23 protein-coding genes and 6 tRNA genes are annotated in these 23,042 nt (G+C 55.7%); 13 read left to right on the plus strand and 16 right to left on the minus strand.

Going from position 1 to position 23,042, the window contains the following annotated elements; translation table 11 throughout:
* Window position 1: 1 nt before the first annotated feature.
* Together MX657_RS16315 and MX657_RS16320 are read right to left on the minus strand one after the other, a co-directional pair.
* Window positions 2-77: transfer RNA gene (locus MX657_RS16315), tRNA-Ala, on the minus strand.
* 41 nt (window positions 78-118) lie between these two features.
* Window positions 119-194: transfer RNA gene (locus MX657_RS16320), tRNA-Ala, on the minus strand.
* A 217-nt stretch (window positions 195-411) separates the two neighbouring features.
* Between MX657_RS16320 and MX657_RS16325 the strand changes: the two genes are divergently transcribed.
* Complete coding sequence (locus tag MX657_RS16325; protein WP_080328493.1) at window positions 412-774, plus strand: YfeC-like transcriptional regulator; 363 nt, start codon at window positions 412-414, stop codon at window positions 772-774.
* Window position 775: 1 nt separating this feature from the next.
* A complete protein-coding gene (locus MX657_RS16330; protein WP_080328492.1) occupies window positions 776-1,159 on the plus strand; it encodes a YfeC-like transcriptional regulator in 384 nt (127 codons plus the stop codon).
* Window positions 1,160-1,203: 44 nt separating this feature from the next.
* On the opposite strand, the gene gltX is transcribed toward MX657_RS16330, so the two are convergent.
* Window positions 1,204-2,619, minus strand: a complete 1,416-nt coding sequence (gltX, locus tag MX657_RS16335; RefSeq protein ID WP_119915401.1) for a glutamate--tRNA ligase — start codon at window positions 2,617-2,619, stop codon at window positions 1,204-1,206.
* A gap of 258 nt (window positions 2,620-2,877) precedes the next feature.
* Here gltX and MX657_RS16340 point away from each other — a divergent pair.
* From MX657_RS16340 to MX657_RS16355, 4 genes are all read left to right on the plus strand, one after another.
* A tRNA-Val gene (locus tag MX657_RS16340) sits at window positions 2,878-2,953 on the plus strand.
* A gap of 41 nt (window positions 2,954-2,994) precedes the next feature.
* Window positions 2,995-3,070, plus strand: a tRNA-Val gene (locus tag MX657_RS16345).
* 29 nt (window positions 3,071-3,099) lie between these two features.
* A tRNA-Val gene (locus tag MX657_RS16350) sits at window positions 3,100-3,175 on the plus strand.
* Between the two features lie 4 nt (window positions 3,176-3,179).
* Window positions 3,180-3,255 (plus strand) — tRNA-Lys (locus MX657_RS16355).
* Between the two features lie 43 nt (window positions 3,256-3,298).
* Here the strand turns inward: MX657_RS16355 and MX657_RS16360 are convergent.
* From MX657_RS16360 to xapA, 3 genes are all read right to left on the minus strand, one after another.
* Window positions 3,299-4,183: a LysR family transcriptional regulator gene (locus tag MX657_RS16360; RefSeq protein ID WP_080328490.1), complete on the minus strand. Its 885-nt coding sequence runs from the start codon at window positions 4,181-4,183 to the stop codon at window positions 3,299-3,301.
* Between the two features lie 67 nt (window positions 4,184-4,250).
* Complete coding sequence (locus MX657_RS16365; RefSeq protein ID WP_346806174.1) at window positions 4,251-5,507, minus strand: nucleoside permease; 1,257 nt, start codon at window positions 5,505-5,507, stop codon at window positions 4,251-4,253.
* 51 nt (window positions 5,508-5,558) lie between these two features.
* Window positions 5,559-6,383 carry a xanthosine phosphorylase gene (gene xapA / locus MX657_RS16370; protein ID WP_346806175.1) on the minus strand — a complete coding sequence of 275 codons (825 nt, stop codon included), beginning with the start codon at window positions 6,381-6,383 and terminating at the stop codon, window positions 5,559-5,561.
* Between the two features lie 207 nt (window positions 6,384-6,590).
* Between xapA and MX657_RS16375 the strand changes: the two genes are divergently transcribed.
* Entirely contained in the window at window positions 6,591-6,932 is a 342-nt protein-coding gene (locus tag MX657_RS16375; protein ID WP_080328487.1) for a FlxA-like family protein, read from the plus strand.
* On the opposite strand, the gene MX657_RS16380 is transcribed toward MX657_RS16375, so the two are convergent.
* Window positions 6,929-7,864 (minus strand): LysR family transcriptional regulator, encoded by a 936-nt coding sequence (locus MX657_RS16380; protein ID WP_346806176.1) that lies wholly within the window; start codon window positions 7,862-7,864, stop codon window positions 6,929-6,931. The two genes, MX657_RS16375 and MX657_RS16380, sit on opposite strands and share 4 nt — an antisense overlap.
* Window positions 7,865-7,953: 89 nt before the next feature.
* Between MX657_RS16380 and MX657_RS16385 the strand changes: the two genes are divergently transcribed.
* Entirely contained in the window at window positions 7,954-8,949 is a 996-nt protein-coding gene (locus MX657_RS16385; protein WP_252001935.1) for a bile acid:sodium symporter family protein, read from the plus strand.
* Here MX657_RS16385 and MX657_RS16390 read toward each other — a convergent pair.
* From MX657_RS16390 to zipA, 3 genes are all read right to left on the minus strand, one after another.
* A complete protein-coding gene (locus tag MX657_RS16390; RefSeq protein WP_003861328.1) occupies window positions 8,946-9,161 on the minus strand; it encodes a DUF3820 family protein in 216 nt (71 codons plus the stop codon). The two genes, MX657_RS16385 and MX657_RS16390, sit on opposite strands and share 4 nt — an antisense overlap.
* A gap of 1 nt (window position 9,162) precedes the next feature.
* Complete coding sequence (gene ligA / locus MX657_RS16395; protein WP_346806177.1) at window positions 9,163-11,178, minus strand: NAD-dependent DNA ligase LigA; 2,016 nt, start codon at window positions 11,176-11,178, stop codon at window positions 9,163-9,165.
* Between the two features lie 69 nt (window positions 11,179-11,247).
* Window positions 11,248-12,231, minus strand: coding sequence for a cell division protein ZipA (gene zipA / locus MX657_RS16400; RefSeq protein ID WP_080328483.1), 984 nt, complete (start codon window positions 12,229-12,231; stop codon window positions 11,248-11,250).
* Window positions 12,232-12,461: 230 nt separating this feature from the next.
* Between zipA and cysZ the strand changes: the two genes are divergently transcribed.
* From cysZ to crr, 5 genes are all read left to right on the plus strand, one after another.
* Window positions 12,462-13,223: a sulfate transporter CysZ gene (gene cysZ / locus MX657_RS16405; RefSeq protein ID WP_080328482.1), complete on the plus strand. Its 762-nt coding sequence runs from the start codon at window positions 12,462-12,464 to the stop codon at window positions 13,221-13,223.
* A 163-nt stretch (window positions 13,224-13,386) separates the two neighbouring features.
* On the plus strand, window positions 13,387-14,358 hold the full coding sequence (gene cysK, locus MX657_RS16410; protein ID WP_028013996.1) for a cysteine synthase A: 972 nt from the start codon (window positions 13,387-13,389) through the stop codon (window positions 14,356-14,358).
* Window positions 14,359-14,675: 317 nt separating this feature from the next.
* Window positions 14,676-14,933, plus strand: coding sequence for a phosphocarrier protein Hpr (gene ptsH, locus MX657_RS16415; RefSeq protein ID WP_000487600.1), 258 nt, complete (start codon window positions 14,676-14,678; stop codon window positions 14,931-14,933).
* Window positions 14,934-14,977: 44 nt separating this feature from the next.
* Window positions 14,978-16,705 (plus strand): phosphoenolpyruvate-protein phosphotransferase PtsI, encoded by a 1,728-nt coding sequence (ptsI, locus tag MX657_RS16420; protein WP_008501604.1) that lies wholly within the window; start codon window positions 14,978-14,980, stop codon window positions 16,703-16,705.
* A 40-nt stretch (window positions 16,706-16,745) separates the two neighbouring features.
* Window positions 16,746-17,255 carry a PTS glucose transporter subunit IIA gene (crr, locus tag MX657_RS16425; protein WP_003861316.1) on the plus strand — a complete coding sequence of 170 codons (510 nt, stop codon included), beginning with the start codon at window positions 16,746-16,748 and terminating at the stop codon, window positions 17,253-17,255.
* 44 nt (window positions 17,256-17,299) lie between these two features.
* Here the strand turns inward: crr and pdxK are convergent, their stop codons facing one another.
* The 6 genes from pdxK to cysP form a co-directional block, all read right to left on the minus strand.
* Window positions 17,300-18,136, minus strand: a complete 837-nt coding sequence (gene pdxK / locus MX657_RS16430; protein WP_346806178.1) for a pyridoxine/pyridoxal/pyridoxamine kinase — start codon at window positions 18,134-18,136, stop codon at window positions 17,300-17,302.
* 5 nt (window positions 18,137-18,141) lie between these two features.
* Entirely contained in the window at window positions 18,142-19,053 is a 912-nt protein-coding gene (cysM, locus tag MX657_RS16435; protein ID WP_252001932.1) for a cysteine synthase CysM, read from the minus strand.
* Window positions 19,054-19,120: 67 nt separating this feature from the next.
* Window positions 19,121-20,215: a sulfate/thiosulfate ABC transporter ATP-binding protein CysA gene (gene cysA / locus MX657_RS16440; protein WP_061097451.1), complete on the minus strand. Its 1,095-nt coding sequence runs from the start codon at window positions 20,213-20,215 to the stop codon at window positions 19,121-19,123.
* Window positions 20,205-21,080 (minus strand): sulfate/thiosulfate ABC transporter permease CysW, encoded by an 876-nt coding sequence (gene cysW, locus MX657_RS16445; RefSeq protein WP_028014000.1) that lies wholly within the window; start codon window positions 21,078-21,080, stop codon window positions 20,205-20,207. The genes cysA and cysW overlap by 11 nt, the downstream gene beginning before the upstream one ends.
* Entirely contained in the window at window positions 21,080-21,913 is an 834-nt protein-coding gene (cysT, locus tag MX657_RS16450; protein ID WP_014884745.1) for a sulfate/thiosulfate ABC transporter permease CysT, read from the minus strand. Before cysT ends, cysW begins: the two co-directional genes overlap by 1 nt.
* On the minus strand, window positions 21,913-22,926 hold the full coding sequence (cysP, locus tag MX657_RS16455) for a thiosulfate/sulfate ABC transporter substrate-binding protein CysP (protein ID WP_080328479.1): 1,014 nt from the start codon (window positions 22,924-22,926) through the stop codon (window positions 21,913-21,915). Before cysP ends, cysT begins: the two co-directional genes overlap by 1 nt.
* Window positions 22,927-23,042: the final 116 nt, after the last annotated feature.

The raw sequence follows: 23,042 nt of genomic DNA on the forward strand, positions 1-23,042 counted from the left end.
TTGGTGGAGCTAAGCGGGATCGAACCGCTGACCTCTTGCATGCCATGCAAGCGCTCTCCCAGCTGAGCTATAGCCCCACATTTGACTTTACTGACCGCACTCTGTTGGGTTCAGAGTTTGGTGGAGCTAAGCGGGATCGAACCGCTGACCTCCTGCATGCCATGCAGGCGCTCTCCCAGCTGAGCTATAGCCCCATCGTAAAGCTGTCATGTTGACGGGCGGCATAATATGAATTCCGCTGCGGAGTGTCAACGGCAAAATCAATGACTGCAGTTCAATCGCCGAAAAATCATGCAAATGAATCACTTTGCGAGCCTGCTCGCAGTCATGAGTTAAGCCTGTCACGTTTTCACGTAAAACGGTGCTATAAAATGAGCCGTTAATTACCCACACGAATATTCAGGAAATTGCATGATCAAGGAACGAATGACGCCAGAAGAGTTAGCCCTGCTCACTGGCTATAGCCGACAGACCATCAATAAATGGGTACGTAAAGAGGGTTGGATAACATCACCAAAACCAGGAGTCCAGGGCGGGAAAGCGCGCCTGGTGCATGTGAACGATAAGGTGCGTGAGTTTATCCGCAGCGCACGCCGGGCAACGGAAACATCCGCTATGCCTGACGGCATCAGCCATGATGGTTCGCTTCATACCCTACTCCTGACGCTGGCAAATGAAATGACGCCGGAAGAGCAGAAGCAGATGACATCGCTGTTAATGCGGGAAGGGATTACCGGTTTGCTGCAACGTTTAGGGATTCGCGACCAGAACTAATATGAAAAGATTACGTAGCAAAATGACCACGGAAGAGCTGGCGGAAAGTTTGGGCGTTGCCAGACAAACGGTGAATCGCTGGATACGCCAGCAGGGGTGGAAAACCGAAGGGCTCAACGGCGTGAAAGGCGGTCGGGCGCGGCTTATCCACGTTGATGCACGGGTGAAGGAACACATCATGAGTCTGCCCGCTATCCGTAACCGTCAGGCGGTTTATCATCTGGCTGAAGTGACCTCATCCTACAATGAACAGCCCACGCACCTGCGTCCGGGCATTATTGAAACGCTGGAGAGTATGACCGAGCTTGAACAGCAGCGCCTGGATACCTTACTAAAACGTGAAGGCATACGCGGTTTTCTTACTCGTCTGGATATTGCTGAATAAAAAAAACGGCAGGGTATCCTGCCGTTTTCTTGTATAAGGCGTTGTTACTGCTGATTTTCGCGTTCAGCAATAAAGTCCAGCGCCTTGTTAATGCGCGCCACGCTGCGTGACTTACCGATGGCATGAACGGTGACATCCAGAGCCGGAGACTGACCCGCACCGGTCACCGCAACGCGCAGCGGCATGCCGACTTTACCCATACCCACTTCCAGCTCGTCTGCCGTCGCCTGAATGGCGTGATGCACATTCTCAGCGCTCCAGTCGGTGAGCGCAGCCAGCTTGTCGCGCACCACTTCCAGCGGCTGACGCGCAACCGGGCGGAGGTGCTTCTTCGCGGCGTCAGCGTCGAACTCATCAAACTCTTCATAGAAGTAGCGGCAGCTTTCGGCAATTTCTTTCAGCGTTTTGCAGCGCTCGCCGAGCAGTTTCACCAGGTCCGCCAGCTCAGGGCCAGTGCGGGTATCAATGTTTGCCTGCTCAATGTGCCACTGCAGGTAAGTCGCCACATATTCCGGCGGCATGGTATTGATGTAGTGATGGTTCAGCCACAGCAGCTTGTCGGTGTTAAATGCGCTGGCAGATTTGCTCACAGAGCTCAGAGAGAAGAGTTCGATCATCTCTTCGCGGCTGAAGATCTCCTGGTCGCCGTGAGCCCAGCCCAGACGCACAAGATAGTTCAGCAGCGCTTCCGGCAAATAGCCGTCGTCACGATACTGCATAACGCTGACCGCACCGTGACGTTTAGACAGCTTTTTACCGTCGTCGCCATTAATCATGGAGACGTGCGCATAGACCGGAACGGGCGCATTCAGCGCTTTCAGGATGTTGATCTGACGTGGCGTGTTATTGATATGGTCTTCACCACGAACAACGTGGGTAATTTCCATATCCCAGTCGTCAACCACAACGCAGAAGTTGTAAGTTGGGGAACCGTCGGTACGGCGAATGATCAGATCGTCCAGCTCCTGGTTGCTGAATTCAATTGGGCCACGGATCTGATCGTCAAAGATCACCGAACCATCCTGCGGGTTAGCAAAACGCACCACACACGGTTCATCAGCGGCATGCTCGCTGTGGTCGTGGCGGCAGCGGCCGTCATAGCGCGGTTTCTCACCGTTCGCCATCTGCTCTTCACGCAGCGCATCCAGACGCTCTTTGGAGCAGTAGCATTTATAGGCCGTGCCCGCCACCAGCATCTCATCGATGACGGCGTTATAGCGGTCAAAGCGTTTGGTCTGGAAGTAAGGGCCTTCATCCCACTCCAGGTTCAGCCAGTTCATACCATCCATGATGGCTTCAATTGCTTCCGGCGTGGAGCGCTCAAGATCGGTATCTTCTATACGCAGCACGAACTCACCTTTGTTGTGGCGTGCAAAAAGCCAGGAATAGAGAGCAGTACGAGCACCACCGACGTGCAGATAGCCTGTCGGGCTCGGCGCGAAGCGAGTTTTGATTTTCATGAAATGGCCTTACGTTATAAAGATGCCGGCAATCGGCAAATCCCGGGGAAAAAACAATGGGCAATATTCTATCACTGTGGGGGGATTCCTCAATGTCGATCCCTTTATCGGGGTGGAGTTTGCTGTTTTTGTTTAGAAATCATGCGCCACCGCCCGTTTTGCGATCGTTTTGTTTAATTTTACGACGAACGAATAAAAACTTTAGAAAATGCGTTGACTCATTTTCAACTCTCCCTATAATGCGACTCCACACAGCGGGGGTGATTAGCTCAGTTGGTAGAGCATCTCCTTTACACGGAGGGGGTCGGCGGTTCGAGCCCGTCATCACCCACCATCTACTTCGGTAGACTCGCAGTGTAGATAAGAATTGAGATTGGGCGATTAGCTCAGTTGGTAGAGCATCTCCTTTACACGGAGGGGGTCGGCGGTTCGAGCCCGTCATCGCCCACCATTCTCACCTTATCGCAGCAGTTCCGAAATGGGCGATTAGCTCAGTTGGTAGAGCATCTCCTTTACACGGAGGGGGTCGGCGGTTCGAGCCCGTCATCGCCCACCATTTCGGGTCGTTAGCTCAGTTGGTAGAGCAGTTGACTTTTAATCAATTGGTCGCAGGTTCGAATCCTGCACGACCCACCAATGTAAAAAAGCGCCCTAAAGGCGCTTTTTTGCTATCTGCGCTTTACATCTTCAACGTCGCAATCAACGTCTTTACTGCCGGCGTCGCCTGTTTCTCGTCATACACCACATACAAATCAGCCGGTATACGCTCCCGTAACGGACGAAACACCACGCCCGGCCACTGCATTTGCGCGTAGCTGTCGGCAGCAAGCGTAATCCCCATCCCCATGCTGATCATCGCCAGTACCGTTTGCGGTTCAACGGCTTCACGCACAATCATCGGCGAAAAACCGGCCTGCTGGCAGACGCGGTGCAGAAATGCCCAGTCAGAATGGGCTGAAGGCATCGTGACAAAATACTCATCCTGCAGTTCTGCAAGCGCGATGGTAGGCTCCCTGACCAGACGGTGATCTTCCGGCATCGCCACCAGAAAAGCCGCTTCACGCAACCGCAGGCTGGTAAACCCCGCGGCAGGTTCCGTTGCCATTCGCCAGATCCCGACATCCAGCTCCCGGCGCTCAAGCAGCGCCATCTGCATTACCGGCGATTTTTCGCGAAAAACAACATCAACATTCGGATGCTCTTTCAGGAAAGCACGCATCACCGTGCGCACCTCGCTCCACATGGCCGTGCCGACAATGCCCAGCTCAATGCGCCCTGCTTCCCCCCGGCCAATTTGCTCGACGCGAGCCAGCGCCTGGTTTGCACTGGCGAGCAAACGACGTGACTCTTCCATCAGCACTTTACCGGCGTGCGTCAGGGCGACACTCCGCGAGTGGCGAATAAAAAGTAAGGTGCCCAACTGGCTTTCCAGCTCTTTAATATGCAGGCTTAACGGTGGCTGAGACATATTGAGACGGGCCGCAGCCCGTCCAAAATGCAGTTCCTCAGCCACGGCCAGAAAATAGCGCAACAGCTTGAGATCGGTTCGGTAGACACGTTCCATCAAAACATATCCTGGCGATAACACTTATGCGCCTACCTTAAAGCCTTTCAGCGTTCGGAGGGGAAATTTAGTGCGCAACTGTGCGCATCTCGCTGTTTTTACTGGTGTGGCGGTAGTTAAAGCTGAAATAAAACACCACGGCAAGCGCCAGCGCATAGGCCGCAAACACCAGCCAGATCGTCTGCCAGTCTTTCACCCCGTCAACCGAGAAATAATCGACCGCCGCACCGCTCAACACCGATCCGAAATACGCCCCAATACCGTTAACGGTCGTCATAAACAACCCTTGCGCGCTGGCGCGGATATCGGCGCTGACCTCCTGTTCAACAAATACCGAGCCGGAAATGTTGAAGAAGTCGAACGCGCAGCCGTAAACAATCATTGAGAGCATGAGCAGCGCAAAGCCCGTCGCGGACGGGTCGCCAAAGGCAAACAGACCAAACCGCAGCATCCAGGCCACCATGCTCATCAGCATGACGGCTTTAATGCCAAAGCGCCCGAGAAAGTAAGGAATGGTCAGAATGAACAATACCTCAGACATTTGCGAGACGGAGAGCAAAATTGATGGGTATTTGACGATAAAGCTGTCGGCATACGCCGGATTTCGCGCAAAATCATGCAGGAACGGACTACCGAAGGTATTGGTTATCTGCAGCACGGCGCCGAGCAGCATGGCGAATAAGAAGAACACCGCCATACGGGGCTGCTTAAACAGGATAAACGCATTGAGGCCCAGCTTGCTTGCCAGAGACGGAGACGTTTTCGACTTTATAACCGGAATGGCCGGCAGCGTCAGAGAGTAGAGCGCCAGCAGCAGAGACGCGCCAGCCGCAATGTAGAGCTGCACATTACTTAGCTCCGCTCCCATCAGGCTTATGGCCCACATTGCCGCAATAAAGCCCACGGTGCCGTACACCCGCACGCGCGGAAAATGGCTTACCGTATCAAGTCCAGCCCGTTCAAGACAGGAGTAGGAAATGGTGTTAGACAACGCAATCGTGGGCATAAAGGCCATTGCATTGACCAGCATGACCCAGAACATCAGCCCCGGCTCACTGACCTGTGCGGCATAGCAGAGCGCGACGGCGCAGACGAGGTGGCAAATAACGTAGGCGCGGTCGGCCCGCAGCCACTTGTCGGCAATAATCCCCACCAGCGAAGGCATAACGATCGCGGCAAGGCCTTTGGAGCTATAGACCATGCCCACGTCGGAGCCGGTAAAGTGTAGGGTGTTGATCATGTAAGCGCCGAGGGTAACCAGCCAGCTCCCCCAGATAAAATATTGCATAAAGGACATCAGCTTTAAGCGAGTCGTGATGTTCATAACCCATTCCTTATCGCAGTGTGGCCCTGGCGGGCCACTTTATTGTTTTACTCAGGCAATATGGCGAAGGAAACCACAGATAAGATTGATAAAGTTCTGGCGGGAAAGCTCGGCGGCGGCAAGGGTTTGTTCATGCGAGAGTTTGACCTCTCCCAGACCTTCAGCGAGATTGGTAATTGCTGAAACCGCCACGACCTTCAGGCCGCAGTGGCGCGCGGAAATCACTTCCGGCACCACGGACATGCCCACCACGTCGCCGCCGATAATTTGCATCATGCGGATCTCCGCCGCCGTCTCGAAGTTCGGACCGGGATAAGAGACAAACACCCCTTCATGCAGCGGGAAGCCTTCTTTCGTTGCCACGGTTTGCAGAACGGCGCGGTAATCCGCGTCGTAAGCATTGGCCAGTGAGAAGAAACGCTCGCCGAAGCGCTCATCGTTGAGCCCCACCATCGGCGTGCCCGGCATGGTGTTGATATGGTCGCTCAGGGCAACCAGGCTTCCAGGCTGAACCTCCGGGCGCAGTGAGCCCGCCGCGTTGGTGCTAAACAGCAGCTCGCATCCCAGCAGCGTTAAGGTGCGGATCGCGTCAGTCATGATGGTCATCCCGCGACCTTCATAGAAATGCCCCCGCCCCTTCATGCAGGCAACAGGCACGCCGGCCAGATGTCCCAGCACCAGCTCGCCAGCATGTCCATGCACGGTGCTCACCGGGAAGCCCGGCAGCTTTTCATAGCTCAGGGAAACGGCGTCCTCTATCTGGTCGGCAAGCGCGCCAAGGCCGGAGCCGAGAATAAACGCCACGCGAGGGGTGAAGTTTGGTTTAGCCGCACGGATGATATCGGCACAGTACCACGGGTTATTTGAGAGGGTCATAGAGGCTCCTTGAGAATGAAGGTTGCGATATCACGGATCGCATGACCTTAGTCTTATATCCAAAGCCTGTGCTCTACCTCCAATACACTTTCCCTGCACCATCGATACTGATTGTGTATCAATGCAACTCCCTGCCAGATATGGCAGTTTTTCTCAAGCTAATCCCGTCGGTGCCGATACCTCTGTTTTATAGCGCGAGGAAAAAGTATGACGACCATTCAGGCTTCAACCCAACCCATTCAAACCAGCAGCGGCGGAAGCGGCGCTTCCGGCAGTAACGATATCGCTGCGCAAATCAGCCGCATTCTCGACAAGATCAAAAAGCTGACTCAGCAGTTAAAAGAGCTGGCGAACAGCCCCGGCAGTGCTGATGAGAAGAAAAAGCAGCAGGAACTGATTCAGACCCAGATCAAAGTGCTGCAGGCGCAGCTCGCCGCACTGCAGCGCCAGCAGGCGGAAGAGGCCCAGAAGAAGCAGGATCAAAAAATGGGCAACGTGGAGGGGGTAAACACCCCGTCAGAGAATCATCAGATTGATATCTACATTTAATCTTCTGATGCGTTAAACAGTGGGTCGCGTATGCGGGCCTCGGTTAATCGTTGCGCCTGAATACGCACCACTTCCCAGATGGCCTGTGCCGCCCCCGAGAGGGAGCGATTTTTTCGCCGCACCAGCATCAGCTTTCTTTCGACAACGGGCGTCAATCGCTTCACCGCCAGTCGACTCCCCTGCGGCAGGGGAAGCGCCAGGGCGGGCAACACGCTGATGCCAATTCCGGCTTCCACCATCGGAAACAATGTGGCCGGGTGGCCTATCTCCTGCACGATCGTTGCGTTAACGCCCTGATTCACCAGCGCGGAATCAATCAGCGGACGGCTGCCTGAGGCATAATCCTGCAATACCAGGTTCGCCCCCTGCAGGGACTGCCAGCTGACCTCGGGCAACGCTGCCAGCGGGTCGTCGTCCCGGCAGAGCAGCAAAAAAGGCTCAGAAAGAACGCTTTCACACTCCAGATCGCTCACCTGGCCGGGATCGATCACAATACCAAAATCCACATCCCCCTGGCGGATACTCTCCAGCACCCACTGCTGCGGCCTGTCATGCAGGACAAAATCAATATCAGGGTAGCGATGGTTTCCCTCGGCGATACATTGAGGAATAAGGTGTGCGGATATCGTCTGGCTGGCCGCAACCCGCACGGTCCCCGAAAGCTGTTGTCCCAGCCGCCCCACATCCCGGAGCGTGCTGTTAAGCTCATCCAGCAGACGTTCGAGGCGCAGGGCCAGCTGCTGCCCCGCTTCGGTCAGGACCACTTCGCGCGTGGTGCGGTCAAGCAACCGGACGCCGGTCTGATTCTCCAGCTCTTTCACGCTGTGGCTGACCGCCGACTGGCTCAGGCCAATCATCTCCCCTGCCCGACTGAAGCTGCGGGCATGGGCGACGGTGACGAAAATGCGAAGCTGGCGTAGGAAGTAATTCATCTGTTTAATTCATAAATGGATGCAATAAATCAATTTTATTTCTCAAATGGAAAAAAGCACAATAGCGACATCTGTTTTCAGGAGTCATTATGAAACTATTTCGTATTCTTGATCCGTTTACACTCACCCTGGTAGCTACCGTTTTACTGGCCTCGTTCTTCCCCGCCCGCGGCGGTTTTGTCCCGTTTTTCGAGGGTCTGACGACGGCCGCCATCGCGCTGCTGTTCTTTATGCACGGTGCAAAACTCTCCCGTGAAGCGATTATTGCTGGCGGTAGCCACTGGCGACTGCATCTTTGGGTGATGTGCAGTACCTTCATCCTGTTCCCGATCCTCGGGGTGCTGTTTGCCTGGTGGGCGCCGGTTAACGTCGATCCTGCGCTCTACACTGGTTTCCTGTACCTCTGCATTCTGCCAGCCACCGTGCAGTCCGCCATTGCCTTTACCTCTCTGGCGGGCGGGAACGTTGCGGCCGCGGTCTGTTCGGCGTCGGCATCCAGCCTGTTAGGGATTTTCGTCTCCCCGCTGCTGGTGGGCCTGCTGATGAACATGCACGGCGCGGAAGGTAACCTTGAGCAGGTTGGAAAAATCTGCCTGCAACTGCTGCTGCCGTTTGTTCTGGGCCATCTCTCGCGCCCGTGGACCGGGGCGTTCGTGGCGAAGCACAAGAAATGGATCTCCAAAACCGACCAGTCGTCGATTCTGCTGGTGGTCTATTCCGCCTTCAGCGAAGCGGTTGTGAATGGGATCTGGCACAAGGTGGGTGCAGGCTCGCTGCTGTTTATCGTGGTGGTCAGCATCGTCCTGCTGGCGATTGTCATTGCGGTAAACATCTTCGTGGCGCGCAAGTGCGGCTTCAGCAAAGCCGATGAAATCACCATTGTCTTCTGCGGCTCCAAAAAGAGCCTGGCGAACGGTATCCCGATGGCGAACATTTTGTTCCCCACCTCGGTGATTGGGATGATGGTGCTGCCGCTGATGATTTTCCATCAGATCCAGCTGATGGTCTGCGCGGTGCTGGCGCGTCGCTACAAGCGCCAGACGGAAAAGCTGGCGCAGGAAGAGACCCGCGCCGCGAAGGCTTAAGGACGTTTCAGGGGCTGCACCAGTTGGGTCAGCCCCTCGGTTTTAATCAGTAGCGTGATAGCCATCAGCTCGCCCAGTCGCCCGGCAGGAAATTCGTCCTTGCGCGCGAACCACAGCAGGTACTCCTCCGGCAAATCGATCAGCCTGCGGCCCTTATATTTACCGAACGGCATCTCCGTATTAGCGATCTCAACGAGCTGCTCTTTCTCCACGTTACTCTCCTAACAGACGCATCATTTCCGCTTCGTCGATAACCTCAATGCCGAGTTCCTGAGCTTTCGCCAGCTTAGAACCCGCCGCTTCCCCGGCAATCACCAGGTCGGTTTTCTTCGACACGCTGCCCGCCACTTTGGCCCCCAGCGCCACCAGGCGCGCTTTTGCATCATCGCGTGAAAGCTGGCTCAGGCTACCGGTCAAAACCACGGTTTTCCCGGCGAACGGACTGTCGATCTCTTCGGCGTTAACCACCACCGGCGCGGGCCACTTGATGCCCTCCTCCAGAAGCTGGCCGATGACGTCGCGGTTGCTCTCTTCGGCGAAGAAGTTAAAGACGTGCGTGGCGACGACGATGCCGACGTCCGGGACTTTCTGCAGCTCGTCTATGCTTGCCTTTTCCAGCGCCTCCAGCGTACCAAAGTACGCTGCTAATCCTGCCGCCGTCGCTTCGCCCACTTCACGAATGCCCAGCGCGTACAGGAAGCGGGCGAAGGTCGTCTCTTTCGCCGTCTCCAGCGCATTAACCACGTTCTGGGCTGACTTCGGACCCATGCGATCCAGGCCGGTCAGTTTACCTGCCGTCAGCCTGAAGAGATCTGCTGGCGTATGGACATACTCTTTCTCAACCAGTTGATCGATAATCTTGTCGCCCATGCCGTCGACGTCCATCGCCCGACGGGAGACAAAGTGCTTCAGGGACTCTTTACGCTGCGCGCCGCAGATCAGGCCGCCCGTACAGCGGGCCACCGCTTCGCCTTCCACACGCTCAACGTCAGAGCCGCACACCGGGCAGTGGGTCGGGAAAACAACCTCGCGCGTATCATCAGGACGTTCTGACTCTACGACGTTGACCACCTGCGGGATAACATCGCCCGCGCGGCGAATCACCACTTTGTCGCCAATGCGCAGGCCAAGACGTTCGATTTCATCGGCGTTATGCAGCGTAGCGTTGCTCACCAGCACGCCCGCGACCTGCACCGGCTCCAGACGTGCGACCGGCGTAATGGCCCCCGTACGTCCTACCTGGAACTCCACGTCGCGAACAAAGGTCATCTGCTCCTGAGCAGGGAACTTAAACGCCACCGCCCAGCGCGGCGCGCGCGCCACAAAGCCAAGCTGCTCCTGCAGCGCCAGCGAATTGACCTTGATGACAACGCCATCAATATCAAAGCCGAGCGTCGGGCGGTCCTCTTCCACTTTGTGGTAGAACGCCAGCACCGCTTCCGGCGAGTCGCAGAGCTGAACGCGGTTGCTCACCGGCAGGCCCCAGGCTTTAAACTGCAGCAGACGCCCGAGGTGCGTATCCGGTAGATCGCCTCCCTCCAGAATACCGACACCGTAGCAGAAGAAAGTAAGCGGTCGCTTCGCGGTGATACGCGGGTCAAGCTGGCGCAGAGAGCCTGCCGCCGCGTTACGCGGGTTAGCAAACACTTTCCCACCGGTGCGACGCGCTTCTTCATTGATTTTTTCGAAGCCCGCCTGCGGGAGAAACACCTCGCCGCGCACTTCCAGACGCGCAGGAATGTTGTCACCCTGCAGCTTCAGCGGGATAGCACGGATGGTTCGCACGTTGGTGGTGATATCTTCCCCCGTCGTACCGTCGCCACGCGTGGCGGCCCGTACCAGCACGCCGTTTTCGTAAAGAAGGCTGACCGCCAGGCCGTCGAGCTTCAGCTCGCAGCACCAGGTGAGGGAGTCGCTGCTCTTCAGACGGTCCTGCACACGCTTGTTAAACGCGAGGAAGCTCTCTTCATCAAAGACGTTGTCCAGCGACAGCATTGGCACTTCGTGGCGCACCTGGCTGAATGCCCCCAGCGGCTCAGCACCGACGCGCTGGGTAGGGGAATCCGGCGTAATCAATTCCGGATGCTTCGCCTCCAGCTCGCGCAGCTCGCGCATCAGGCGGTCATACTCCGCATCCGGCACTTCCGGCGCGTCCATAACATGATAGAGATATTCATGATGGCGAAGCGTGGTTCGCAGTTCAGTGAGTTGTTGTTCGATTGAGTCCATATCGCACCATCAATGAGAAAAAACCCCCGACAGGCGGGGGTTGAGGAGGAGTTGAAGTAAACGCGACGATTACGCGTTGGCTTCCTTAACTTCGCGGATGCGGTCCTGATACTCGCGCAGCTTTTGCGGGGTCATCATTCGACGCTGATCGTCAAGCACGACGCCGCCCACTTCGTCAGCGATATGCTGAGCGGACTGCAGCATCAGCTTGAAGTTTTGCAGCTCGTCGCCGTAGGACGGCACCTGCATAAAGATAGTGACACCCGGCGTCACGAAATCACCGGTCATTTCCGGGTCAAAGGTACCCGGGTTGACCATATTGGCCAGGCTGAACAGCGCCGGCCCGCTACCGTCAGGGCTCAGGTGGCGATGGAAAATATTCATATCGCCAAATTTAAACCCTGCCTGTTGAATACTGTTAAGCAGCACGTCACCGTTGAGATGGCTGCCATGATGCGCGGCCACGTTCATGATGATCACCGCTTCTTTACGCTGCGGTTTTTCAACAACCGGTTCAGGCTCGACGACCGGCTCTGGCTCAACGTGCGGAGCCGGAGCGGGCTGTGGCGCAGGCTGTACATGCACAGGCTGCTGTGGCTGTTGTACAGGCTGCGCAGGCTGCTGTTGCACGGGCTGCTGCACAGGTTGCTGTTGAACCGGCTGCGGCGCAGCGGGTTGCTGTTGCACAGGCTGTTGCGGCGGCTGACGCACCGGTTCTTCCGCCGGCTGCGGCGCTGGCTGGCGCGGCTGGGCAGAGGCATACGGCGGTTGATACTGGTGCTGCGGAGCGCGGGGGGCTTCATGCTCCCCATGAGCCGCGCCGGGCGCAGTATTGACCCGATGAACACGAACTTCACCCACGCCGTCGTCGTCACGATCTACGATGTCATCTTCACTGTCATCGTCATCACGACTGGACTTCATGCGCTTCAGTGGGCGATCGCGAAACATCGAGGAACGCTCTTTACGGCTGGTCCAGAAACCATGTACCAGTAAAGCGATTATGGCGATCGCGCCAACAATGATTAATATCAGACGCAAATCCTGCATCATTATATTCTCTGTTGTTCTAACACCTTGCCACCACGGCAAACATTTACTCACTAAGAGTATTTGCCGTTTACGTCAAGTGCAAGTGTGTGCAGAGCATTCACAGCATAAAGATGAAGTAAATTGTGCTTTTTGCTGGTTTTTCGAACATTTCCGAACTGGTCATTGGTCCGCAAGTGGATAATATAGGCGGGCAATTCCACTGGTTGTGAAAAAAGGAGTACAGCCTGGTTATGGTTTCAACATCATCTTCTCCCCCACGCAGCGGCGTCTGGTATTTTTCTCAAGGCTGGAAACTGGTCTCACTGCCGGGTATTCGACGCTTCGTCATTCTTCCGCTGGTAATCAATATTATTCTGATGGGCGGCGCGTTCTGGTGGCTGTTCACAAAGCTCGAAAGCTGGATCCCATCGCTGATGAGCTACGTGCCGGACTGGCTGCAGTGGCTTAACTACCTGCTCTGGCCGGTGGCGGTGATCTCCGTGCTGCTGGTCTTTGGGTACTTCTTTTCGACGATTGCGAACTGGATAGCCGCACCGTTTAACGGACTGCTGGCGGAACAGCTTGAAGCGCGGCTTACTGGTGCAACACCGCCGGATACGGGCGTACTGGGGATCATGAAAGATCTCCCGCGCATCATGAAGCGCGAATGGCAGAAGTTTGCCTGGTACCTTCCCCGCGCGGTTGTGCTGCTTGCTCTCTACTTTGTACCCGGCATCGGGCAGACGGTCGCACCGGTGCTGTGGTTCCTGTTCAGCGCCTGGATGCTGGCCATTCAGTACTGCGACTACCCGTTCGATAACCACAAGGTGCCGTTTAAAGCGATGCGTACCGCCCTGCGCACACGTAAGGTTGCCAATATGCAGTTTGGCGCGCTGACCAGCCTGTTCACCATGATTCCCTTCCTGAACCTGTTCATTATGCCCGTCGCGGTCTGCGGTGCGACGGCGATGTGGGTCGACTGCTACCGTGCTAAGCACGCGTTATGGAAGTAATGCAAAAATGTGTAAAACAGGGGTGGCTTATGCCGCCCCTTATTCCATACTGATACCCATTATTTCCTTGCAGTATATAGATATGCGAATTCCTTACTTCCCCCTACCTGCTTAGCAGGTATGCTGGGTCGGTATCCCAATTTCATACAGTTAAGGACAGGCCATGAGTAAGATTTATGAAGACAACTCGCTGACTATCGGTCATACGCCCCTGGTTCGACTGAACCGTATCGGTAATGGACGCATTCTGGCGAAGGTCGAATCACGTAACCCGAGCTTCAGCGTAAAATGCCGTATCGGTGCAAACATGATTTGGGATGCGGAAAAACGTGGCGTTCTGAAGCCTGGCGTTGAGCTGGTGGAACCGACCAGCGGCAACACCGGTATCGCACTGGCCTATGTGGCTGCCGCACGCGGCTACAAACTGACGCTGACCATGCCTGAAACCATGAGCATTGAACGACGCAAACTGCTCAAAGCGCTGGGCGCGAACCTGGTGCTAACCGAAGGCGCGAAAGGCATGAAAGGTGCCATTCAGAAAGCTGAAGAAATTGTCGCCAGCGATCCGGCAAAATATCTGCTGCTTCAGCAGTTCAGCAACCCGGCTAACCCGGAAATTCACGAGAAGACCACCGGCCCGGAAATCTGGGAAGATACTGACGGCCAGGTTGACGTATTTATCTCCGGCGTAGGTACCGGCGGTACGCTGACAGGCGTGTCTCGCTATATTAAAGGCACAAAAGGTAAAAAAGAGTTGATTACCGTTGCCGTTGAACCTACCGACTCACCGGTTATCGCTCAGGCGCTGGCGGGGGAAGAGCTTAAACCTGGCCCGCATAAAATTCAGGGCATCGGCGCAGGCTTCATTCCGGGTAACCTGGATCTGAAGCTGATCGATAAAGTCGTTGCCATCACTAACGAAGAAGCCATCTCTACCGCGCGTCGTCTGATGGATGAAGAAGGTATCCTGGCGGGAATCTCTTCCGGTGCGGCCGTTGCGGCAGCGCTCAAACTTCAGGAAGATGAAGCCTTTACCAATAAGAATATTGTGGTTATCCTTCCTTCCTCGGGTGAGCGTTACTTGAGCACCGCACTGTTTGCCGATCTGTTCACTGAAAAAGAGCTGCAACAGTAGTGCCAGTATGTTAATAACGCGTAAAAAAGCACCTTTTCAGGTGCTTTTTTGTGGCCTGCTTCAAACTTTTGCCCCTCCTGGCATTGCTTCACCCCGTTGTGTCTGGTATTTAAACCAGCAATTATTTTGAAGCGTGAAATTAATCAGTGAACGAAATAGCCTTGCTGAATCGATTTTATGATTTGGTTCAAGTCTTCCTTTCGCTGCATAATGTTTAATGACGAATGAAACGTCAGCGCTAACAATACAGGCTAAAGTTAAGCCGCCAGGCTAGACTTTAGTTCCACAACACTAAACCTATAAGTTGGGGAAATACAATGTTCCAGCAAGAAGTTACCATTACCGCTCCGAACGGTCTGCACACCCGCCCTGCTGCTCAGTTTGTTAAAGAAGCGAAAGGCTTCACTTCTGAAATCACTGTAACTTCCAACGGCAAAAGCGCTAGCGCAAAAAGCCTGTTCAAACTGCAGACTCTGGGCCTGACTCAGGGCACCGTTGTTACCATCTCTGCTGAAGGTGAAGACGAGCAGAAAGCAGTTGAGCATCTGGTAAAACTGATGGCTGAGCTCGAGTAAGTTTCCGGGTTCTTTTAAATATCAGTCACAAGTAAGGTAGGGTTATGATTTCAGGCATTTTAGCATCCCCGGGTATCGCTTTCGGCAAAGCACTGCTGCTGAAAGAAGACGAGATCGTCATCGACCGGAAAAAAATTTCTGCCGACAAGGTTGATCAGGAAGTTGAACGTTTTCTGAGCGGTCGTGCCAAGGCATCTGCGCAACTGGAAGCGATCAAAACTAAAGCTGGCGAAACTTTCGGTGAAGAAAAAGAAGCCATCTTCGAAGGGCACATCATGCTGCTCGAAGATGAGGAGCTGGAGCAGGAAATCATAGCCCTGATTAAAGATAAAGGCATGACGGCCGACGCGGCTGCGCATGAAGTTATCGAAGGTCAGGCAACTGCCCTGGAAGAACTGGATGATGAATACCTGAAAGAGCGTGCGGCTGACGTGCGTGACATCGGTAAGCGCCTGCTGCGCAACATCCTGGGCCTGGCCATTATCGACCTGAGCGCGATTCAGGATGAAGTTATCCTGGTTGCCGCTGACCTGACCCCGTCAGAAACCGCACAGCTGAACCTGAAAAAGGTCCTCGGTTTCATCACCGACGCGGGCGGCCGTACCTCCCACACCTCAATCATGGCGCGTTCTCTGGAACTGCCTGCCATCGTGGGTACCGGTAGCGTCACCTCTCAGGTGAAAAACGGCGACTATCTGATTCTGGATGCCGTAAACAATCTGGTTTACGTCAACCCAACTAACGAAGAGATCGAAAAACTGCGCGCGGTTCAGGAGCAGGTTGCGACTGAAAAAGCGGAACTCGCTAAGCTGAAAGACCTGCCAGCCATCACGCTGGACGGCCATCAGGTAGAAGTGTGCGCAAACATCGGTACCGTACGCGACGTTGATGGCGCTGAGCGCAACGGTGCGGAAGGTGTTGGTCTCTATCGTACAGAATTCCTGTTCATGGACCGCGACGCGCTGCCAACTGAAGAAGAGCAGTTTGCTGCGTACAAAGCCGTCGCAGAAGCGTGTGGCTCACAGGCGGTTATCGTCCGTACTATGGACATCGGTGGCGACAAAGAGCTGCCGTACATGAACTTCCCGAAAGAAGAGAACCCGTTCCTGGGCTGGCGTGCCGTGCGTATCGCAATGGATCGTAAAGAGATCCTGCGTGATCAGGTTCGCGCTATCCTGCGTGCCTCTGCTTTCGGTAAGCTGCGCATCATGTTCCCGATGATCATCTCTGTTGAAGAAGTGCGTGCACTGAAGAAAGAGATCGAAATCTACAAACAGGAACTGCGCGACGAAGGTAAAGCATTTGACGAGTCAATCGAGATCGGCGTGATGGTGGAAACACCAGCAGCGGCGACCATTGCGCGTCATTTAGCCAAAGAAGTTGATTTCTTTAGTATCGGCACCAATGATTTAACGCAGTACACCCTGGCAGTTGACCGTGGTAATGATATGATTTCACATCTCTACCAGCCAATGTCACCGTCCGTACTGAACTTGATCAAGCAAGTTATTGATGCTTCTCATGCAGAAGGTAAATGGACTGGCATGTGTGGTGAGCTTGCAGGCGACGAACGTGCTACACTTCTGTTGCTGGGTATGGGTCTGGACGAATTCTCTATGAGCGCCATTTCCATCCCGCGCATTAAGAAGATTATCCGTAACACGAACTTCGAAGATGCGAAGGTGTTAGCAGAGCAGGCTCTTGCTCAACCGACAACGGACGAGTTAATGACGCTGGTTAACAAGTTCATTGAAGAAAAAACAATCTGCTAATCCACGAGATGCGGCCCAAATTACTGCTTAGGAGAAGATCATGGGTTTGTTCGATAAACTGAAATCTCTGGTTTCTGATGATAAGAAAGACTCCGGAACTATTGAGATTGTTGCTCCGCTCTCCGGCGAGATCGTCAACATCGAAGACGTGCCGGATGTAGTGTTTGCTGAGAAAATCGTTGGTGATGGCATTGCTATCAAACCAACTGGCAACAAAATGGTTGCTCCAGTTGACGGCACCATCGGTAAAATTTTTGAAACCAACCATGCGTTCTCTATCGAATCTGATAGCGGTATCGAACTGTTCGTTCACTTCGGTATCGACACCGTTGAACTGAAAGGCGAAGGCTTCAAACGTATCGCGGAAGAAGGCCAGCGTGTTAAAGTTGGCGACCCGGTGATTGAATTCGATCTGCCACTGCTGGAAGAAAAAGCCAAGTCTACCCTGACGCCGGTTGTTATCTCCAACATGGACGAAATCAAAGAACTGATCAAACTGTCTGGCAGCGTCACCGTGGGTGAAACCCCGGTTATCCGCATCAAGAAGTAATTCTTGCCGCACAGAAAAATGGCGCCTTCGGGCGCCATTTTTGTTTATGCGGGGAGGATAAGCTCGTCGTAGCCTTTCGACTGGGTATAAAGCATCACGTCAGTCACCCGATCGCCGGCCATGCGAATGGCATCAGCAACGGTTTTCCCCTCAACAATTCCGCTCACCAGTTCTGAACAGAACAGGTCGCCCGTCCCTTTCAGATCGGTTTCTACGCGCGGATGCGCGCTGACGGTAACGCCCTCATGCGTCACCAACACCACGTGGATGTTTTGCGGATCGTCAGCGACCGGCGCGCTGGTGATCGCCACCCATTTCAGAGTGTCAGAGAGCAATCCCTGCGCGGCGGCAATAGCGCTTTCCGGCGTCCTGCACGCCTTACCGCTTAACACTTCCAGCTCATAGACGTTTGGTGTAATCCCCTGCGCCAGCGGAAGCAGGTGCTCCCGGTAGGCTTCCGGAATATCCGGCTTGACGTACATTCCGCTGTCGATATCGCCGATAACCGGGTCGACCAGCACCAGCAGGTCAGGATGCTGCGCTTTGACCGCCCTCAGCCACTGCGCCAGCAGCGCGATCTGGCTGGCGCTGCCCATGTAACCGGTAGTGACCGCTTTAAGCTCGCGCAGGATCTCACGCTCTTCCAGTGCCTTAAGGTAGCCGCTGAACCACTCGTCGGGGATCACCCCGCCGTAGAAGGTGTCGTAGTGCGGCGTGTTGCTGAACAGCACTGTCGGCACGGCGGTGACGTTCAGCCGGTGGGTACGAATGTTCGGCACCGCAATGCTGTTCCCCACGCTGCCGTACACCACCTGCGACTGCACCGCGACAATGTCGGTTTGCTGCGCCCGGGTGTTATCCCGGAATAGAATCATCTCCATGACGCTTAAATCCCCGCCCCCTGCGAATAACTCTCTTCACCAAAGACGCCGGTAGACAGATAGCGATCGCCGCGATCGCAAATAATCGCCACCACCACCGCCCCCGGGTTTGCCTGCGCCACCCGAATCGCACCCGCTACCGCGCCGCCCGAGCTGACGCCGCAGAAGATACCTTCACGCACGGCCAGCTCACGCATGGTATTTTCCGCCTCGCGCTGATGAATATCCAGCACCTGGTCCACAAGCTGCGCATTAAAAATGCCCGGCATATACTCCGCCGGCCAGCGGCGAATGCCCGGAATGCTACTCCCCTCTTCCGGCTGCAGGCCAACGATGGTGACAGCTTTCTCCTGCTCGCGCAGAAACCGCGACACGCCGGTAATGGTGCCGGTAGTCCCCATGCTGGAGACAAAATGGGTGATGCGCCCGCCGGTCTGCTGCCAGATCTCCGGCCCGGTGGTGGTGTAGTGTGCGTACGGATTGTCCGGGTTGTTGAACTGATCGAGCAGCTTACCTTCGCCGCGCTCGGCCATCGCTAACGCTAAGTCGCGTGCCCCTTCCATCCCCTGCTCTTTGGTGACCAGAATCAGCTCGGCCCCGTAGGCGCGCATCGCGGCGCGGCGCTCCTGGCTCATGTTGTCCGGCATCAGCAGCTTCATGCGGTAGCCTTTCAGCGCGGCGATCATCGCCAGCGCAATACCGGTGTTGCCGCTGGTGGCCTCAATCAGCACGTCGCCTGGCTTAATTTCGCCGCGTTTTTCGGCCTGAACGATCATCGACAGCGCCGCGCGGTCTTTCACCGACCCCGCCGGGTTATTGCCTTCGAGTTTGACCCAGATTTCGCTGCCGTTGTTCGGCCCCATGCGCTGAAGCTTGACCAGAGGAGTGTTGCCGATGGTGTGTTCGAGTGTATTCACGATTTTTACTCAATAAAAAGCCCGGTAAGCATCACGCCACCGGGCGAAAAACATACTCAATAACCTATCAGGCTGACTCAGCCAGAGCAATATCCTCGCGCGCCTCAATCCGCTCGTTACCGTGATAAATACGGGCATGCTGCAGCCCGACAAACAGGCGCTCACCCCGGTGCGGCGGGACGTCGTCGCGCATGACCACGGTCAGCGGCTCGGTATACCATCCCAGCGGCTGTACCACCAATTGGGTGTAGTGCCCTTTAGGGCTAGCTTCCAGTACCTGTACTGGCAGCGGAGAGTCCAGGCTGGTGCGGCGGCTGACGTCCACCTCCCACGGGCGCAGGAACAGATCGACCGGCCCCTGGTGCGCAGAAGTGTAGCCCAGTGGCCAGCGGTGCGCGCCGACGTGGAACTGCCCGCCGCGAATGGTGCCCTGCAGACGGTTCACCTCGCCCATAAACTCCAGCACGAAGCGGGTCGCCGGCTCGCGCCAGAGCTGCTCCGGCTCGTCAACCTGCTCAATGTTGCCCTGGCTCATGACCACTACGCGGTCCGCGACCTCCATGGCCTCTTCCTGGTCGTGAGTCACGAAGACGCTGGTGAATTTCAGCTCTTCATGCAGCTGACGCAGCCAGCGGCGCAGCTCTTTGCGCACCTGCGCGTCCAGCGCGCCGAAGGGTTCATCCAGCAGCAAAATTTGTGGCTCAACGGCCAGCGCGCGCGCCAGCGCCACGCGCTGCTTCTGCCCGCCGGAAAGCTGGGCCGGGAAGCGGTCCGCCAGGTGAGCCAGCTGTACCATCTCCAGCAGTTTGGTCACTTTCGCCTTAATGGTTGCCGCATCCGGGCGTTCACGACGCGGCAGCACGGTCAGGCCAAAGGCGATATTGTCGAAAACGGTCATGTGGCGGAACAGCGCGTAATGCTGGAATACAAAACCCACTTTACGATCGCGGGCGTGCAGGCGGCTCACGTCAGTGCCGTGGAAGCGGATGTGCCCGCTGGTCTGATGCTCAAGCCCGGCGATAATCCGCAGCAGCGTGGTTTTGCCCGAGCCAGACGGCCCCAGCAGCGCTACCATTTGTCCGGAAGGGATATCCAGTGAGATATCATTCAGCACCTGGGTGCGACCAAAAGACTTCTTAATATTGGCAATCTCAATGCTCATGATTTCCCTCCTGATGCTGACGTTTTTCCTGATTCTCTAAACGCCACTGCACCACACTCTTCAAAAACAGGGTCAAAATGGCCATCAGCGTCAGCAACGCTGCGGCAGTAAAGGAACCGACGGTGTTGTAGTCCTGTTCCAGTAACTCAATCTGTAACGGCAGCGACAGCGTTTCACCACGAATCGAGCCGGAAACCACCGACACCGCACCAAACTCACCGATGGCGCGGGCGTTGGTCAGCACCACGCCGTAAAGCAGCGCCCAGCGAATGTTCGGCAACGTCACGCGGCGGAACATCTGCCAGCCGGATGCGCCCAGCAGCACCGCCGCTTCGTCTTCATTGCTGCCCTGGCTTAACATCACCGGCACCAGTTCGCGTACCACAAACGGACAGGTCACGAAGATGGTCACCAGCACCATGCCCGGCCAGGCGAACATGATCTGCAGGTTATGTTCATCCAGCCAGCCGCCCAGCGGGCCGTTGGAGCCGTAAAAGAGCAGGTAAACCAGACCGGCAACAACAGGCGACACGGCAAACGGGATATCCAGCAGGGTCAGCAGCAGCTGACGTCCCGGGAAGTTAAAGCGCGTCACCAGCCAGGCCAGCAGCGTACCGAAGACCAGGTTCACCGGTACGGTGATTAACGCAATCAGCACCGTCAGCCAGATGGCGTGCAGCATGTCCGGGTTCGCCAGGTTTTCCAGCGCGGGCATCAGCCCCTTGCTGAACGCCTGGACGAAGATATAAATCGTCGGCACGACGAGGATGAGGGCGGAAACCAGCACGCCCACGCCAATCAGAAACCATTTACCCCAGTTGATGCGGGGCGCATCGTATCGCTTCAATTGCGTAACTTCCGCCATCAGTGACCTACCACACGTCGACCAAAGCGACTTTGCAGAGTGTTAATCGAGTACAGCAGCAGCAGCGAGGCCGCCAGGATCACCGAGGCAATCGCGCTCGCCGCCGGATAATCAAACTCCTGCAGACGGATAAAAATCATCAGCGAGGTAACTTCCGTTTTCCAGGCGATGTTCCCGGCGATGAAAATCACCGCGCCGAACTCACCGAGGCTGCGGGTAAACGACAGCGCAACACCCGCCATCAGCGCCGGAGAGAGCTCCGGCAGAACCACCTTGCGGAAGCTCTGCCAGCGGGTGGCGCCCAGCGTTTCCGCCGCTTCTTCGTATTCCGGACCCAGCTCTTCCAGCACCGGCTGCACGGTACGGACCACAAACGGGATGCTGGTGAAGGCCATCGCCACCGCGATCCCAAGCCAGGTATAGGTCACTTTGATATCAAGCTTTGCCAGCCACTCGCCGTACAGCCCGTTCACGGAGAAGAGCGACGCGAGGGTCAAGCCCGCAACCGCCGTCGGCAGCGCAAACGGCAGATCCATCAGTGCATCAAGCAGCGTACGGCCCGGGAAGCGATAGCGGGTTAAGATCCACGCCATCAGCAGGCCAAACACGCCGTTAAAAATCGAGGCGACAAACGCCGACAGCAGCGTCACCTTGTAGGCCGCTACCACCTGCGGGTTGGTGACCACATCCCAGTACTGCGCCCAGCTCATCTGAGCAAGCTGCATCACCAGCGCGCTGAGCGGCAACAGCAGGATCAGGCAGACGAACAGCAGGCTGGTCCCGAGACTTAAGGTAAAGCCCGGCAGCACGCGTTTTGTCGAAACTGCAAACATTACTTACGCCCCGCCGCCAGCAATTTGTCTAACTCACCGCCGCTGGCAAAATGCGTTTTCATCACCTCAGGCCAGGAGCCGAAATGATCTTCCACGCGGAACAGCGCGGTCTGCGGGAATTTGTCTTTCAGTTTGTTCATGACGTCCGGGTTGTTCACGCGGTAGTAATAATCGGTGATGATGGTCTGCGCCTGCGGGCTATACAGGTAGTTGAGATAAGCTTTTGCCGCTTTCTCGGTCCCGTTTGCCTGCACGTTTTTATCCACCCACGCCACCGGGAACTCGGCCAGGATGTTGGTTTTCGGGATAACCACTTCGAAGCCCTGCGCTTCGTACTGTTTACGAATGTTATTCACTTCGGATTCAAAGCTGATCAGCACGTCGCCCAGCCCACGCTCGGCGAAGGTCGTGGTCGCCCCACGTCCGCCGGTATCAAACACTTCGACGTTTTTCAGGAACTGGGTCATGAACTGCTCGGTTTTGGCTTTGTCGTTGCCGTCAGCCTTGTCCGCCGCGCCCCACGCGGCTAAATAGGTGTAGCGCGCGTTACCGGAGGTTTTTGGGTTCGGGAAAATCAGCTTCACGTCGGAACGCACCAGGTCGCTCCAGTCGTGGATATTCTTCGGGTTACCCTTGCGCACCAGGAAGCCCATGGTGGAATAGAACGGCGAGCTGTTGTTCGGCAGACGGCTCTGCCAGTCCGCCGGGATCAGCTTGCCCTTGTCGTGCAGGATCTGCACGTCAGTCACCTGGTTGTAGGTCACCACGTCCGCTTTCAGCCCCTGCAGGATCGCCAGCGCCTGTTTGGATGAACCGGCGTGAGACTGCTTGATGGTCAGCTTATCGCCGTTATTGTCTTTCGCCCACTGCTGTTCAAACGGCGGGTTAAGGGCGGCAAACAGCTCGCGGGAGACGTCATACGAACTGTTTAACAGTTCAGTCGCCTGCGCCTGGGCCACCAGCAGTAAACCTGCCAGCGCCAGAGTTCCTTTTTTCAGTACAGTAACGGCCATTGCGCACCCTTATAAATGTGATGACTATCTTATAGTCATAATATTTATAACGAGGTCGAAAGGAGTAACGGTTTTATATACCGTTTGGTGATTTAGAAGCAGAAAAGGGAATAAGG

The sequence above is a fragment of the Enterobacter chuandaensis genome, from assembly GCF_039718975.1.
Classification (GTDB): Bacteria; Pseudomonadota; Gammaproteobacteria; order Enterobacterales; family Enterobacteriaceae; genus Enterobacter; species Enterobacter chuandaensis.

Excerpts from the sequence above, each read along its gene's own strand:
- zipA (WP_080328483.1), bottom strand. The coding sequence starts at position 12,231 with ATGATGCAGGATTTGCGTCTGATATTAATCATTGTTGGCGCGATCGCC.
- ptsH (WP_000487600.1), top strand. The coding sequence starts at position 14,676 with ATGTTCCAGCAAGAAGTTACCATTACCGCTCCGAACGGTCTGCACACC.
- cysZ (WP_080328482.1), top strand. The coding sequence starts at position 12,462 with ATGGTTTCAACATCATCTTCTCCCCCACGCAGCGGCGTCTGGTATTTT.
- cysA (WP_061097451.1), bottom strand. The coding sequence starts at position 20,215 with ATGAGCATTGAGATTGCCAATATTAAGAAGTCTTTTGGTCGCACCCAG.
- pdxK (WP_346806178.1), bottom strand. The coding sequence starts at position 18,136 with ATGGAGATGATTCTATTCCGGGATAACACCCGGGCGCAGCAAACCGAC.
- cysT (WP_014884745.1), bottom strand. The coding sequence starts at position 21,913 with ATGTTTGCAGTTTCGACAAAACGCGTGCTGCCGGGCTTTACCTTAAGT.
- MX657_RS16375 (WP_080328487.1), top strand. The coding sequence starts at position 6,591 with ATGACGACCATTCAGGCTTCAACCCAACCCATTCAAACCAGCAGCGGC.
- crr (WP_003861316.1), top strand. The coding sequence starts at position 16,746 with ATGGGTTTGTTCGATAAACTGAAATCTCTGGTTTCTGATGATAAGAAA.
- MX657_RS16325 (WP_080328493.1), top strand. The coding sequence starts at position 412 with ATGATCAAGGAACGAATGACGCCAGAAGAGTTAGCCCTGCTCACTGGC.
- MX657_RS16380 (WP_346806176.1), bottom strand. The coding sequence starts at position 7,864 with ATGAATTACTTCCTACGCCAGCTTCGCATTTTCGTCACCGTCGCCCAT.
- cysK (WP_028013996.1), top strand. The coding sequence starts at position 13,387 with ATGAGTAAGATTTATGAAGACAACTCGCTGACTATCGGTCATACGCCC.
- xapA (WP_346806175.1), bottom strand. The coding sequence starts at position 6,383 with ATGACCCTCTCAAATAACCCGTGGTACTGTGCCGATATCATCCGTGCG.
- MX657_RS16330 (WP_080328492.1), top strand. The coding sequence starts at position 776 with ATGAAAAGATTACGTAGCAAAATGACCACGGAAGAGCTGGCGGAAAGT.
- ptsI (WP_008501604.1), top strand. The coding sequence starts at position 14,978 with ATGATTTCAGGCATTTTAGCATCCCCGGGTATCGCTTTCGGCAAAGCA.
- cysW (WP_028014000.1), bottom strand. The coding sequence starts at position 21,080 with ATGGCGGAAGTTACGCAATTGAAGCGATACGATGCGCCCCGCATCAAC.
- cysP (WP_080328479.1), bottom strand. The coding sequence starts at position 22,926 with ATGGCCGTTACTGTACTGAAAAAAGGAACTCTGGCGCTGGCAGGTTTA.
- MX657_RS16365 (WP_346806174.1), bottom strand. The coding sequence starts at position 5,507 with ATGAACATCACGACTCGCTTAAAGCTGATGTCCTTTATGCAATATTTT.
- MX657_RS16360 (WP_080328490.1), bottom strand. The coding sequence starts at position 4,183 with ATGGAACGTGTCTACCGAACCGATCTCAAGCTGTTGCGCTATTTTCTG.
- ligA (WP_346806177.1), bottom strand. The coding sequence starts at position 11,178 with ATGGACTCAATCGAACAACAACTCACTGAACTGCGAACCACGCTTCGC.
- MX657_RS16385 (WP_252001935.1), top strand. The coding sequence starts at position 7,954 with ATGAAACTATTTCGTATTCTTGATCCGTTTACACTCACCCTGGTAGCT.
- gltX (WP_119915401.1), bottom strand. The coding sequence starts at position 2,619 with ATGAAAATCAAAACTCGCTTCGCGCCGAGCCCGACAGGCTATCTGCAC.